Source organism: bacterium, assembly GCA_018830565.1.
In the GTDB taxonomy this organism is placed as follows: domain Bacteria; phylum UBA9089; class JAHJRX01; order JAHJRX01; family JAHJRX01; genus JAHJRX01.
Genome location: JAHJRX010000036.1, coordinates 1 through 14,736, shown reverse-complemented (window position 1 = coordinate 14,736; position 14,736 = coordinate 1). Strand labels below are relative to the sequence as shown.

The window sequence follows — 14,736 nt, the reverse complement described above, 5'->3', positions numbered from 1 at the left end:
GCAAATATCTTTGCCTCAAGTATTTTAACACTGAAAGGGAAAAAGTAATTTTACATTTTGATATGTAATTTTGACATTTGCTATTTGATTTTTAATTTTACATAAGGGAATATTTTAGCAAAGTTTTTGCCAAAGTTGAGTCTTAAAATAATTTATGAGGTAGCTATGGAACAAGTAAGTCCTACCAGAATGAATTTACTAATGAGAAAAGGTCAGTTAAAGATAACTCTTCATGGAAGAGATCTTCTCAAAAAAAAGAGAGATGTCTTGGTTAAAGAATTTGTTCAAGAAACAAGAAATCTTATTAATAGCCGAAAAAGCCTAAATATGGATTTAAATAAAGCTATTTCCATGTTAATTATAGCTTTATCTATAGACGGACAGCAAAAGATTCGTTCTACTTCTTTTGTCTGCAAAAGAGATCTTAACTTAGAAGTAGAAAAAAAGAATCTTTGGGGAGTAAAGATTCCCCAAATAAAGAAGATTCCCGTCAAGAGAAAAGTAAATGAACGAGGATACTCTTTAATAAGCACCAGCTTCCGCATTGATGAGGTAGCTGCTTCCTTTGAAGAGGTAGTAGAGCATGTAGTAAATATCGCACCTTTAGAGGTAAAGTTAAGAAAATTAGGTGAAGAGATCCAGAAAACCACCCGAAGAGTTAATGCCATGGAAGAGGTATTAATTCCCTCGATAGTAAAAGATATAAATTTTATTAAAGAAGTCCTTACCGAGAGAGAAAGAGAAGATTTGTATTGCTTGAAAAAGGTTAAAAAGAAGAAAGGTAGACATTAATTAAATAATTCTCCTTTGACTTAATCGTCACTTGGTCCAGTCGTAAATTCTATAATCCTTCAGAAGGAAAGAAGATAAAAATTAATAAAAAGCATTTCTTAAAGACAGTCTTTACTACTCTTTTCCTCTTTAATCTCTTCCTTATTCCTAAAGTTTACTCTACTCTTTCCCAAAAAGATGAAACATTTAAGACTACTTTAAGTAATGGTTTAACGGTAATCATAAAAGAAGTTCATTCTTCTCCCGTTGTATCGGTTTCTTTGTGGCTAAAAAAAGGAAGCGCCGATGAAGGGAAATATTTGGGTTCTGGTATTTCTCATTTTATTGAACATCTGCTTTTTAAAGGAACTAAAGAGAGAACTACCACCCAAATTGCTAATACGATCAGAGAAGTAGGAGGAGACTTAAATGGTTTTACTTCTCATAACTACACCGGCTACTCGATTAGCCTTCCAAAGGCTTACTATGAAAGAGCTATTGATATTCTGGCTGATATTTTAATAAATCCTACCTTCGAGCCTCAAGAATTAGAAAAAGAGAGAGAAGTTATTCTTAAAGAAATAAATATGAATTTAGATGACCATGAACGGTATCTATCTCAACTTTTATGGTCAACCGCTTACTCTCTTCATCCTTATCAATACCCCATTATTGGTCTTAAAGAAAATTTTGAAAAACTGACCCGTGAAGATTTAATAAAGCATTACCAAGACACTTATCTTCCTTCTAACTTAGCCTTAGTCTTAACAGGAGACATAAAAACCAACCAAGCCTTTGATAAGGTAAAGAGGTATTTTTCTAACTTAAAGCCCTCTCTTTCTCTTCCTCCTTATCTTCCAGAAGAACCAAGACAATTAGGATTAAAAACAATAGAAGAAGAAAGAGAAGTAAGTAAGGTCTATTTAATGATGGGTTATCACGGACCAAGTATTCAAAGTGATGATCTTTATGCTTTAGATTTATTATCTTCAATCTTAAGTGAAGGCAGTTCTTCTCTATTTAATAAAATACTACGAGAAGAAAAACAAGTAGTTTATGATGTCTCTACCTTCTCTTGGACTCCTAATCACCCTGGTCTTTTTGGAATAAAAGCTACTTTAGAGATTAAAAATAAGGAGAAAGCCATCCAGGAAATCTTAAGTATTATCGAAGAACTTAAGACTAAAGGAGTCTTAGAAGACGAGCTAAAGAAAGGAAAGAAGAAAATACTTGCTTCTCAAATATTTTCAAAAGAGACCATGGAAGGTATTGCCCAAGAATTAGCTCTAAATGAACTTTTTACCGGTAATGTTGAGTTTAACTTAAAATATATAGAAGAAATTAATAAAGTAACCAATGAAGATATCCAAAAAGTAGTTAAGAGGTACTTAAATAAAGACAATTTAACTTTAGCCCTGATTACCCCTAAAGGAAGTAAGGTTGGGAAAGAAGACCACTTAAGATCTTCTTTCCCAAATAAAATTACCAAAAGAGTGCTCTCTAACGGGATAACTTTACTTCTCCAAGAAAATAAGGCTAACCCCGTGGTATGTTTAAACGCAATGTTTCTTGGTGGAGTAAGATTAGAAAACAAAGAAAATAATGGCCTTTGTCATTTAACTAATTCTCTAATCTTAAAAGGAACTACTCATAAATCAGCCCAAGAAATTAGTAAAAAAATAGAGTTGGCAGGGGGAAGGATTGAGACTTACTCGGTCAATAATTATTTTGGCTGTCAAGTAAATATCTTAAAAGAAGATCTTGATTTAGGGCTTGAAATCTTAAGTGAGGTGATTTGTTATCCTATCTTTTTAGAAGAAGAGATCTCAAAAGAAAAAAAGGCCAGCTTGTCTTTAATCTTAAGTCAACAAGACAGCTTATTTGAAGCCGGAAAGAAGATGATTAGAGAAGCCCTATGGAAAAAGCATCCTTACCGATTTTATTACGCCGGAAGTAAGGAAAGCGTAGAAAATATTAAGCAAAAAGATATCATTGATTTTCATAAAAAATACTTCTGTGCTTCTAATATGATCTTATCCATCTCTGGAGAGGTAAACGAAGAAGAAGTAGTAAGAAAAACAGAGAAAGCTTTTGCTCCTTTAAACCTTTCAGAAAAAATAAAGATAATTACCCCCAAAGAAGAACCTCAAAAAGAATTTTGTAAGCTAGTAGAAAGCAGAGATCAAGAACAAACTTTAATCTTATTTGGATACCATATTGTTCCAATGAATCATCCTGATATGTTAATCTTTGAGGTCTTATCTTCCATTCTTAATGGACAAGGAAGCCGTCTTTTTTACGAATTAAGGGATAAGAAAGGGCTAGCTTATTATCTAGGAACTTTTTCTTTTATAGGAAATGATCCAGGAGCTTATGTTTTTTATATTGGCACGACAGAAGATAAGGTAGATGAAGCTATCTCAGGTATATTTAAAGAGATTGAAAGATTAAAAGAAGAAGATGTCATGGAGGAAGAATTAAATAAAGCTAAGAAAGATATCATAGCCAGTAAGATATTAGGACTTCAGTCTAATGAAGCCAAGGCTATGGAAATGGCCAGCAATGAAGTATTAGGTTTAGGATATGATTATAGTAAAAAAATAGAGGAATTAGTGAATAAAGTAAGTCAGGATGACTTACGGAAAATTGCCTTGAAGTATTTTGAAAAAAATAATCTATCTTTAGTCATAATCAAACCTAAATCAAAAAAGTAACAGGCATTACTTCCTTAGTTTCAAAAAGCATCTTTAACTACAAAAATATCAAGAGTTTATGAAGATATTAATCTTAGGCACAGGAGCAATTGGTTCAGTATTTGGTGGTTTTTTGGCTAAGAGTGGCCATCAAGTAACCTTGGTGGGAAAACTACCTCATCTGGAGGTAATTAAGCAACAAGGATTAAAGATTTCAGGAATTTGGGGAGAATATCTAATTACTCAAAACTTAATACTTGGCTTAAATTTGGAAGAAATTTTAAGAAATAGCCAAAAAAGTTTTGATTTAGTCTTAATTTGTGTCAAGTCTTACGACACAGAAAAGATAGTTAAGGAATATTTACCAGTAATTAAAGAATCTTCATATATTATTTCCTTACAAAATGGTTTAGGTAATCTCGAGATAATTTCTAGCTTAGTAGAAAAAGAGAAGATTATTGCCGCTAGAGTAATATTTGGGGCAAAAGTAGAAAGTCCTGGCCATGTCAAGGTAACTGTCTATGCTGATCAAGTAATGTTAGGAAGTATAGATAACGTTATTTCTTTTGAGAAGTTAGAAGAAGTAGCCCAAATTATTTCTACTTCCGGCATTCCTTGTCAGGCAACTAAAGAGATAAATAAATATCTTTGGGCAAAAGTATTGTATAATTGTAGCTTAAATGGCTTAGCCGCTATCCTCGAAGTTACTTATGGTGAATTAGGAGCTTATCAAGAAACCAGGAAGATTATGCTAGATATCTGCAAAGAGATATTTATGGTGGCTAAAATTAAAAAGATAGAATTCTTTTGGGAAAGACCAGAAGAATATTTTGATTATTTAATAAATAAACAAATTCCTCCCACTGCTTTTCACCATGCTTCTATGAGGCAAGACATTAAGAACCAGAAAAAGACAGAGATTGAGGCTTTAAATGGAGCCATTGTCAGATTAGCTAAAGAAGAAGGATTAGAAGTACCAGTGAACAATTTTATTACTTCTCTTATCAAAAGCAAAGAAAAGACTTACTTAAGTTAGCCCTGGCCACTGCTCGAAACTATCTTCTACAAGAGCTTCGCCCTTATGACGCTCAAGAATACTCGGACTTGCTCGCATTTCTTGGCTCTCACCTCATCGAAGAGAAAACTGCTTTCTTCTTCGTGGCAGCTCCTACGCAGTCTATGATGTCTATGATTTTTTTCAAATTCATAGACAATAAAATACTTGCAAAATGTAAAAGTCTATGGTATTTTGAAGTTATGAGAAAAAAATTATTGCCTCTCTTAATATGGACAATGATCAGTTACTTCCTAAGCTTTCCCCTTTCTTATTCTCAAGAGACAACCTCTCTAACTACTAAGATTACCTTTCTGGTTGGGACAGTCGAAGTTCAAAAAAAAGGAGAAACCACCTGGAAGAAAGCCAAGATTGACTTAATTCTTTCCAAGCACGATAAAATAAAGACATGGAAAGATTCTTTAGTTGAAATCTTGCTTTCTAATTTCTCGGTAGTTCGCTTAGGAGAATTAACTACTGTAGAAATCTCAAAACTTCAAGATAATCTTCAAGATAATAAGGAAAAAGAAAATTTATTAAATATCTTGTTTGGAGATATCTGGATTAAGACTTTAAAACTTATTGATAGAGATGCCAGGATAAAAATAATGTCCCCCATTGCGGTAGCAGGAATTCGAGGAACTGTCCTTAGTGCTAAAGTAATGGAAGATTCTTCAACCTCTGTTAATGTTTACCAAGGAGAAGTAAGGGTAAATAACCTTCCTCCTAAAAAAGAAACAAAAATAGAGAAAAAAGAAGGATTATATGAAATAGCTAAAACTTACGAAGAAACAGCCAAGCCTTATCATGAAGTTTCTTGCCAGGAGTGGTGTGAAATAGTGAAGGAGATGGAACGGATAACTATCTCACCTGATGGAAGTTATAAAAAATCTCAAATCGATCAAGAAGCAATAGGTTTAGACTCTTGGGTCAAGTGGAATAGAGAAAGAGATAAGTCACTTGAAAGTCTAAAAGATGACCTAAAAGATGAAAGGATAAAAGACATTAAGGAATAATCTTCCTTTTGAAATAAAACTTCTCTATCTTAGAAAAAAGCCTTACTTTAAGTCTTTCCTTTAATCTAATATATCCTTTATTAATAATATATCCTTTATTAACTTTTTATTTATATTTTTACTTATATTTTTATTTATAGGAGATTTATGTTACGTCTTCTTAGAAAAAAGACAAAGGTTGTCTTATGGATAGTAATAGTAGCTTTTGTAGGGACTATATTTCTTGTTTGGGGAATGAAGACTTATCAATCATCATCTGAGCCAATGATCGCTTCTATTAATGATACTGAAATCTCTCCGGCTGAATTTAATAGCTTGTATCAACAATACTTAGATATTTATCAAAATTTATATAAAGTTAGTCTTAATAAAGACATGCTTTTGAAATTAGAAAAGACTATTGTAGAAAATATAATTCATAATCATATCTTATTAAACGAAGCTCATCAACAAGGGATTAAAGTAAGCGACCAAGAGATAATTGATCAAATTAAAAAATCTTTTGTCGATAAAGAAGGTAAATTTGATGTGAATTTTTATAATAATTATATAAAAAATGCCCCTGCTGCTTGGTGGCATAGCCAAGAACTAAGAATTAAAAATAGCTTAACGATTCAAAAGCTCGAAGAGCTTATTAAAGAACAAGTGAAAGTTAGCCCAAAAGAACTATTTGATTTTTATCAAAAAGAGTATGTTCGGGCATCTCTTTACCATATCTTAATTGATCCTAAGAAATGTTTAACTGAAGAAATGATCAATACTTACTACACCAAAAATAAACATAAATTTACTAAACCCCTGCAAATTAGAGCAAGCCATATATTAATTAAGCTTAGCCCTAAAGCCAGTAAGATTGAAAACCAAAAAGCTAAAGAGAAGATTACTAAGATCTTAGAAATGATTAAAAAAGGAGAAGATTTTTCTAAATTAGCTAAAGAATATTCAGCCTGCCCTAGTAAAGATAAGGGAGGAGATTTAGGTTATTTTAGTCGTGAAACGATGGTTCCTGAATTTGAAGAAGTAGCTTTTGCTTTAAAACTTAACCAAGTAAGTGATATCGTAAAGACAAAATTTGGCTACCATATTATTAAACTTACAGAGAAAAAAGAGAAAGAATATAAAAGTTTATCCGAAGCAAGAGAAGAGATTATTAAGCTTCTCTCTAAAGAAGCTGATAAGATAGCCAATAAAAAGGCTTTATCGATCTGGCAAGAACTACAAAATAAGAAGGTTAACTTTAAAGATATAGCCAGGAGATATTCTCATGCTCCTAGCCAAAAAGAAGGAGGATACTTAGGAATTATCCCTAAAAACTTGGCCTCTGCTAATTTTGAACCAAATAAGATGGTTAAATTAAAGGAAGAAATTATTCAAGGTTGGGAAATAGATCCTGCTTTTATGAAAGTAGCTTTTACTTTAAAAGAAGATTCCATCAGTAAAACAGTAAAGTCATCTTTAGGATACCATATTATTAAACTCGAAAGACTAATCCTTCCTTCCCAGGAAGATTTTAAAAAAGAGAAAGAAAATATCAAGTCCCGCTTCCTTACAGAAAAAAAGGACACTCTCTTTGATGGTTGGTATCAAGAAGTAAAATCAAGATACAAAGTGGTAGTAAATAGCAAATTTAAAAGATAATTACTCTTTTCTTGATTATATTACTCCGTCGCTCCATTATCCCCCACCATTATCCCCCAGGCAGGCACGCAGACAGGTGAGACTGCGACTCTTTGAGATAAATAAATCAGTAAACTTAACAACGTCCCCTGGGTTTATATTCACAGTGAAAATTCAACAAGAGGAAGGACATGTAATTCATTTTCTTTTATCCACCTGACATAATCGAGGGTATTTTTGTATTTATCTTCTATTGCGTTTCCTTGGGATGATGCCAATATTTTTTCTAATTCACTCAAAATATCTTTAGAAAAAGGAGAAGGCATTATCCCATTGAAAGCATAGGTTAATTTAATATTATCTTTTGTAGGAACTTTATATTTATGCAATAGCCTGGAATTTAATAACATTCCTAACTCATTTGGATAATTTTCCTCTATATCATTAACACAGTATGGGGCTATGGAAATTCCTATCCAATTTTGCTCCTTTTCCCACTTAACCGCATTAACTACGGCACGGCCCAAGATCATATATATTTCTTTTGATAAGGAGTAATCCTCTGTATGTGTTATCTTGCCTGTGACAAGTTGTTGCGTCTCAGTTCTATATTTACCAGTAATTTTCTTTTCTGACACCTCAAAACTATCATAAACCAATGCTCCTCTTATGGGAGCAAACGGTATATTCTTATTGTAAGGGGGGAAAGTATAAATCATCTGGTTTACATAATAAACGAGGAGCAAAATTGCTTCCTTTTGTCGATCATAATTATCAATCCAAAGGAATAGGGAATCTGACAGATAATTCCATTTTAAGATACAATTATCACTCTGCTTGACATTTCTTTTATCTAACCAAGACATTGATTCTTTTGTAGTTTCTTCATACCAAGCTAAAACATGCTTTAAAGGCTCTTTTAAAACAAAGTCTGAAAAGCCAAGAAAATCAATAAGTAACAAGAATCCTTTGCAGGCCATAGCGCATACTTCCTTCCAATAGGGTGCTGATTTTTAATGGATTCAGGAATATTATTTGCTGCTTCACCAATAATTTCAATCGCCCTTTGAAGTGGACCCAATTGTCAAGACAGAAATTAGGGTTATATTTGTTACAGTTTTAGGCTACCTTAAATATTGATTGATTAATTGTAAAATGGACATCCTTCCTGAGCCTAAATTGTAACATATCTCCCTGTCCGAATTTTGGGGTCCATTATAATCACCTGGTTTAAGATGGGCAGTGGACATGGATTTACAACTGTCGATTTTTTATCAAATCGTTACCTAATCGTTACCTAATCGTTACCTTTTTAATCTATAAGTTACAGATCTGCCTTTACCTTCCTTTACCATGATATTCTTTTCAACCAAGTTTTTGAGTTCCAAAAACGCTGTCTTGTTAGAAATTTTGTTTAATTTCATATATGTCTTTCTACTAATTACTTCGTTCTCTTTCAAATATTCTATTGCACTTTTCTGTCTTTCGTTTATTTCAAGCACATGAAGTTTTTGTTTCTCAATTTCTTGTTCAAAGGTTCTTCCTGGACCAATTAAAGTGACTTCGAAACCACCAGAAAGGTTTTGAAATTCCGGCTCAGGTAAATTATTCTGTTTCATTTCTTCCATTACTCGATTAGTCCCTTTGCCCCACTGCTCAATATATTTTATCAGAAACAGTTTATCAGCAAGGAGTTTATTCCTTGGGATTGATTTATGTTTTTTCTTCAGGTCTTCAGGAATTAATGGTTGCGGGAGTCCTCCGGGATTCCAGACCTCTATCCGGTCATCATATATAGATAATTGAATCTGCGAATTAGAGAGATAATCATGATGGGCTACCTGTTTAAAAAAGTTGACATAGGGGCTTTTTTATGTTATTATATATAATAAATTAACCAAGGAGAAAAGGTATGGATACTAATACAACAAAGAACAAACCGTCTCTTCTAACCCAGAACAAATACCTTAAAAATTCCGTCATACGCCGCAAAATGACGCTGATTAGTGTTTATAATTCATGTCTTATTGAAGGTGTCTCCTGCCCAGAACTAAAATCTGAAATTCTAAAGCTCAAAGATAAGAGATAATCACTTTCCAAACTCTTCTATTGATTTTACAAGAACTTCCTTGATGAGAGACTTTAGTGGCTCATAATTCTGTTTATACCCTTGCGTAACTGCCTTAATGTAATTATCTCTGGTTCTTCTTTTAGAAAAATCAAAGTCCAGAACAGGAAAATCCGATTGTAATGCCATTAAATCAGAAATGAGGCGAGCTATTCTGCCATTTCCTTCTCTAAAGGGATGAACAAGCAGAAATTCGCTATGAACAATAGCAATGGAATTTGCCACATCATCAATATGGCCGGCTTTGCAAGGGGTATGGACAAGCAAGGTATCTTTCTCAAACTCAGTCATATTTTTTGCCACCAGATAGGCAGGTGGCCAAGTAAAGCCTCCTTTGCTTAAATTTACCTTCCTGTAATTTCCTGCCCACTCATATATTTTCCCAAAAAATTTATAGTGCATTTCTTTGATTAAATCCTTTGTGATAGGGTCATCTTTTGAGATAACTCGGTAATAGTATTCCTGAGTCTCAAGAAGTGCCTGAGTTTCCAGATGATCCATCTTCCTCTTGCCGGTAATTCCAAGTTTGTTTTTAAGAACTCTACCCCGTGAACCAGATTGAAACTCCGCTTCAATTAGCCCTTCTGTAGAATATTTAGATATCATCTTCTTTTCTCCATAATTCTGTCAGTTAATGGGACGCAGAACCTGTCCTGATGAAAATCAGGATTGCCGCAGATTATCAGGATTCTGAGGCTTTGCTCTGAAAAGCCAGAACCCAAATCAGATGTAAGCCGTTTAGAAATATCCTTCAACAAATAGTCACCATAACCCGCTCTCTTTTCCCCTCTCTGCTCACCCTCCACAATCAGCTTTCCCACATTCCAATACGCTTCGACCATGATAAAATTGACCGCTCCTATGGCTCGCGTCCGCGACTCTGTTAAAATTGCCTTGATGTTTTTATACAATTGGCTGCTTGTGGTTACTTTGTTTTCTTCTTTGTTTTTGCTTGACATTTAATGCCCCCTTTTTATGATTTTACAGAATCATCTGGATTTAAGATGGGCGGTGGCCATGGGTTTCCAGCTGTCTCCCGCAACTATCCTACTTTTTCATATGGATAATTGTTCTTTATATTTCTATGGAGATATGAGCCAGCAGAAGATGCATTTTTTAATTGTTCAAATTCCATGATTGGCACATTTTTATACTCGTAAATTGCTCCTGAAAGGAATTCAACTCTTAAAATTTGTGTATCTTCGCTATACCCAATGCCTTCAATATTTGAAGAAACTACAGGAATCATCTTCATCTCAGACATAACATACTCCTTTTTTAATTAAGCTTTTGATTACGCCATAAATCAACAGTTGTTTCAAAATCGCTTTCCTTACGATCAGGCCTTTCCTTTCGCCATTCCTTAGACACCTCAGGGTCTACGCTTCTGGGAGCTTTTGAAATTTTCTCAAATTTAACACGTGAAGGGATCTTTACGCCTTCTCCCATAATCAATCCTTCACCAGTTCTTAGGCTCGGCAATAATGCCATCATATCGCATAATTCATCTTGCACCGCAGCGGAAACATGGCCCCTATCACCTTTATTGGTCATCCGCAAAGCTATCAACGTACCACATTGACTTAATACCGTCTCATCTAATTCAGTTGGTCTTTGCGTTACCAAAAGCAATCCCACTCCATACTTTCTGCCTTCTTTAGCTATAGTCTGAATAGTCCTTGAGGAAATTGAATTCTCTCCTGCTTTTAAATAGCTATGTGCTTCCTCTAAAACTAAAAGTAAAGGCTGTTTTCTCCCTCCAACAGGTAAGTTTTGGCCCCAAAATAATGCATCGTACATTATTTTCAATAATGACCCTGAAATAGAGGACATTATAATAGATGGAACGCCAGACAAATCTAATATAGTAACCGTCTTGTCATGCCCTAACCATTCTAATAATAAATAATCTAAATCGTTACTTACCTTTCCTGTTAAATCAGGCATAAAGCCACCGGGTTCATATAAGAACTTAAAACGCTGATCTATTATTCTATTTCTCATCCCGTCCAAAAATCCAAGTATTCCCTTTGCTTGAAGATTAAGAAACGGACTACCGCTTCCAAGGCTAGCTGGTTCATATTCATTTGATTTTAGTTGATCGGGATTTCCTTGACTTTTTAGTATCACTGTCTCTGGTTTTCTGTTTTCTCTAAAAGTCTGTCGCTCAAAATCATCTAACTCAAACCATAATTGTTTCAGACTAAAGGGGATTGGGCTATCAGAAGTAATAGCAGCTTCGTTTGGTTTATTCTTGAGATATTGAATTGAATTGATTTTTTTCTCCAGAATTTTTGCTCTAACATAATCTTTTTGTTGATCATTCAGATTTCCAGGAAAAGACCTCATTAATTCATCAAATGGGAGTGCCCAGAAAGGAATATGTAACTCCGATTGTCCTTTACTTTTATCGGCTTTTACTTTAAATACCTTGCTGTAGTTATTTAATGTCTCATCATATTCACCATGTGGGTCAATTAATAAAATTCTTGCACTCTTAAATTCTCCTTTTGCAATAGATTCCAACATCACTGCGACGGTATTCGATTTACCACTTCCTGTTGAACCAACAATTGCACAATGCCTCGTGACTAACTTATCCAATTCTATTTTAGCAGGCAAGCTTTCCGAAACACTTATATTCCCCACGGTAATTGAGTTGTTTTCATCAAACCCACCATAAATAATATTCAAATCATCCAAGGTAACTAAATGAACCTCATCTTCGGCAGTTGGAAATTGTGTAACCCCCCTTTCAAACTTATTGCCCACCCTTTCTCCAACCAATACTAAACTCATCCATCTGGTACTGAAATTTCGTTCGTATTCTTGAAGAGCTATTTCTTTAAGAGATTCCGGGATTGCATCTGCTCCAACTTGTGTTACGATTCCATACAGATTTGCATATCCTAAAGGTATTCGCAAAAAAGAACCTATTTGTCCAACACGGTAGACCAAGCCATTAATTATTGGCATAGTGGACTTGAGGCTTTCGGACATCTTAACAGAAATGCGATTGCCATTAATGCTAATAACTTTTCCTACCAATGTATCTTTGTTATTATTCATTTTTTCTCCTCTGTAGTTACATAATTTTTGTAATTCAGATATGTTAAGAATTCAACAAATTTTGCAAAATCGTGTAACTTAAAATTTCCTTTTCCGGTCCACTCCTTTTCTGGTTCAATTACATCTTCGTCAAAATATAGGCTTATAATAATTGAATCATCTTTAGCAGGCTTGGTTTTCAACCTCCAGCTACCAAATTTTCCCCCGATAACAGCATTGTTTTTTCCGTATACGGATAACTTCGATTGACCCTTTCCCAATTTGGCAACATGTGAATCCTCATTTAGTTCATCAAAATATAATGCTATAACATGCGAGGTTCTTGTTTTTTCTAATGCATTTAATAAAACATCATTGATGTGTTGATCGCTAAACGAATATCCACATATAAACAAGACTCCATCATTTTCTTTTATAAATTGTGCGAGCCTGTCCATAAAACTTACATAAGGTTGTTTTTTTGAATTATCATACTTAAGTAAAGAAGGGAAAACTATAATGGTCGAATCATCTTGATACCTTCTTATAATCTTATTAGCTTTTCTATCCGGATACCACCCTAACGATCCATGCAATTTCCATAGTTTTGTATATTGAGGAAGGAATGTTAAATCTTCTACAGATGAGCTACTAAAAAAAGGTTCAAAACTGCCAACAAAACCATCAAAATAAGGCACATTGTGATGTTCTAATCCTAATTCAAGTAAATAGTCATAATTGGTGGTGAATATTTCCACAGGTAATTTCCGAGATGCCTGAGCAATCCATTGCGCAAAATCACAATGCAACAGATTACTTATGAAAGAATCCTTCTTCTTATGAACTGAGGATAGCTCTATTATTTCTTTTTCGATCTTTTTTCTTAGCAGCTCAAAATCTTTTTTAGTTAATCCACAAAGCTTTTCATTGCCTATAACTTGTTCCTTTTGGGTGATGTTAGACAAAATATATTCTATGTAATAACCAATCTTTGATTCTTCAAACTCCTCCTTAATCATTTGTAATGCCTTTTTATATTCTTCTTCGCTAATTGAATCGATTATTCTTTGTGTCATTTCCTTAATACCAGGAATGACGGAATTTTTACTAGCACCCTCTTTCACTGCCATAGATGTTCCAGCACCAAACATAAAGCCTAATCTTTTGGTATCGGATATCAAGATTTGCTGTAAACCCCTAACAAACTCTCTGGGATCATGTGTTAATTCCATATTGTACCTCGCTTAACTTTAATCTGAATCTCCCCAAATTTCTTTAATCTTTTCCTTGATCTTGCCCTCAAAAATTACGATGAGTTTTTTGTTTCCGTTGATTATCTTTTGTTCGCTTTCGATTTTGTTGACTATTCCTTTTTGTGTTTCAATGGGTGGTAGATGGATTTTATAGTTTTCTACGAAATCCTTAGTTAACCGTTGTTGCCCAGCCGAACCAGTCATATTGTTTTTGCCTTCTTTTAAAAAATTATCTGATGATATAAAGAGATAAATCCATTCGGGTAATATTTGTTCACTACTACGCAATACAATAAATTCTGTCGAGCCGAAACCTATACCATTCTTTGAATTTCTTACAATTCCAGATTTTCCGTTTTCAAAGCAGGGCGTTATTTTTGCAAGCAAAACATCATTGTCTTGAAAATAAGTATATCCTTTTAGCACATCTTTCAACTCCTTTGACTGCTTAAAAGAAAAATTCATATCTTTTTGTTGCAAATCAGACATAGGCAGAAAAGAAACCTCTAATTCTGGATCCAATGATTTGATCTCGGTTTTCTTTGGATCTATTTCAACAACCTCCCCCAATTCCACCATTTCCCAGCTCGGGTCAATTTTGATGGTTGGTTTGTAGTTTTCAATGATCTGTTTGGCGCCGTTGATAATTTTTTGGTATCCGTCTAACTCGGCAACGATTTCTTCCTGGATTTCGAGAGGGGGGAGGGGAATTTGAACTTTTTTCAATGTGCCTACAGAAACAAAATTAAAAGAAGTTTTACCACTTAAACGAACTAACTCTTCCTTAAAAAATGAAGATATCCAAAATAAATACTCTGGAATTACTTTTTTGCAAAACTCGCTTTTTACTGCAAGACCATTAAACTGTTGATTAGTCGTTAATCTAATCTTTGCTAATGCATATTCACCAACTGAAGCTGTACAACACAATAAAACACTTTTCTCTGGCAACAATTTTATACTTGTTTCTTTTAATGCCTTATCGGTAATTTTTTGCTTTGTTGAATAAATAATTCTTCTGTAACAGCAAAATGAAAATGTCCTGTTTTCCGTTAAATAGAAATGTCCTATTTTGTATTAGATAAAAATGATCTTTTATATGGGTTTATTTTAAACTTCCTCCAAGGGTGATCCAATGGAAGAATATGCACCTTTC

General features: G+C 33.9%; 13 protein-coding genes. 5 read left to right on the top strand and 8 right to left on the bottom strand.

Going from position 1 to position 14,736, the window contains the following annotated elements; translation table 11 throughout:
• Positions 1-165: 165 nt before the first annotated feature.
• The 5 genes from KJ849_02905 (at position 166) to KJ849_02885 (ending at position 7,172) form a co-directional block, all read left to right on the top strand.
• Positions 166-792, top strand: coding sequence for a V-type ATP synthase subunit D (locus tag KJ849_02905; protein ID MBU2599511.1), 627 nt, complete (start codon positions 166-168; stop codon positions 790-792).
• A 299-nt stretch (positions 793-1,091) separates the two neighbouring features.
• The gene (locus tag KJ849_02900; protein MBU2599510.1) at positions 1,092-3,485 is read left to right on the top strand and encodes an insulinase family protein; all 2,394 of its coding nucleotides are present in this window, start codon (positions 1,092-1,094) and stop codon (positions 3,483-3,485) included.
• Between the two features lie 58 nt (positions 3,486-3,543).
• Positions 3,544-4,500, top strand: a complete 957-nt coding sequence (locus KJ849_02895) for a ketopantoate reductase family protein (GenBank protein ID MBU2599509.1) — start codon at positions 3,544-3,546, stop codon at positions 4,498-4,500.
• A 221-nt stretch (positions 4,501-4,721) separates the two neighbouring features.
• Entirely contained in the window at positions 4,722-5,534 is an 813-nt protein-coding gene (locus KJ849_02890; GenBank protein ID MBU2599508.1) for a FecR family protein, read from the top strand.
• 147 nt (positions 5,535-5,681) lie between these two features.
• Complete coding sequence (locus KJ849_02885; GenBank protein MBU2599507.1) at positions 5,682-7,172, top strand: peptidylprolyl isomerase; 1,491 nt, start codon at positions 5,682-5,684, stop codon at positions 7,170-7,172.
• Positions 7,173-7,312: 140 nt separating this feature from the next.
• Here KJ849_02885 and KJ849_02880 read toward each other — a convergent pair whose 3' ends face one another.
• From KJ849_02880 to KJ849_02845, 8 genes are all read right to left on the bottom strand, one after another.
• On the bottom strand, positions 7,313-8,131 hold the full coding sequence (locus KJ849_02880) for a hypothetical protein (GenBank protein ID MBU2599506.1): 819 nt from the start codon (positions 8,129-8,131) through the stop codon (positions 7,313-7,315).
• Between the two features lie 324 nt (positions 8,132-8,455).
• Positions 8,456-8,959, bottom strand: coding sequence for a hypothetical protein (locus KJ849_02875; GenBank protein MBU2599505.1), 504 nt, complete (start codon positions 8,957-8,959; stop codon positions 8,456-8,458).
• Positions 8,960-9,240: 281 nt separating this feature from the next.
• Positions 9,241-9,885 carry a Fic family protein gene (locus tag KJ849_02870; protein ID MBU2599504.1) on the bottom strand — a complete coding sequence of 215 codons (645 nt, stop codon included), beginning with the start codon at positions 9,883-9,885 and terminating at the stop codon, positions 9,241-9,243.
• A complete protein-coding gene (locus tag KJ849_02865) occupies positions 9,882-10,238 on the bottom strand; it encodes a hypothetical protein (protein ID MBU2599503.1) in 357 nt (118 codons plus the stop codon). Before KJ849_02865 ends, KJ849_02870 begins: the two co-directional genes overlap by 4 nt.
• Before the next feature lie 83 nt (positions 10,239-10,321).
• Complete coding sequence (locus KJ849_02860; GenBank protein MBU2599502.1) at positions 10,322-10,543, bottom strand: KTSC domain-containing protein; 222 nt, start codon at positions 10,541-10,543, stop codon at positions 10,322-10,324.
• A 14-nt stretch (positions 10,544-10,557) separates the two neighbouring features.
• Positions 10,558-12,348, bottom strand: a complete 1,791-nt coding sequence (locus KJ849_02855; protein ID MBU2599501.1) for an ATP-binding protein — start codon at positions 12,346-12,348, stop codon at positions 10,558-10,560.
• On the bottom strand, positions 12,345-13,559 hold the full coding sequence (locus KJ849_02850; protein ID MBU2599500.1) for an SIR2 family protein: 1,215 nt from the start codon (positions 13,557-13,559) through the stop codon (positions 12,345-12,347). The genes KJ849_02855 and KJ849_02850 overlap by 4 nt, the downstream gene beginning before the upstream one ends.
• Positions 13,560-13,577: 18 nt before the next feature.
• Complete coding sequence (locus KJ849_02845; GenBank protein ID MBU2599499.1) at positions 13,578-14,510, bottom strand: restriction endonuclease subunit S; 933 nt, start codon at positions 14,508-14,510, stop codon at positions 13,578-13,580.
• Between the last annotated feature and the right edge of the window lie 226 nt (positions 14,511-14,736).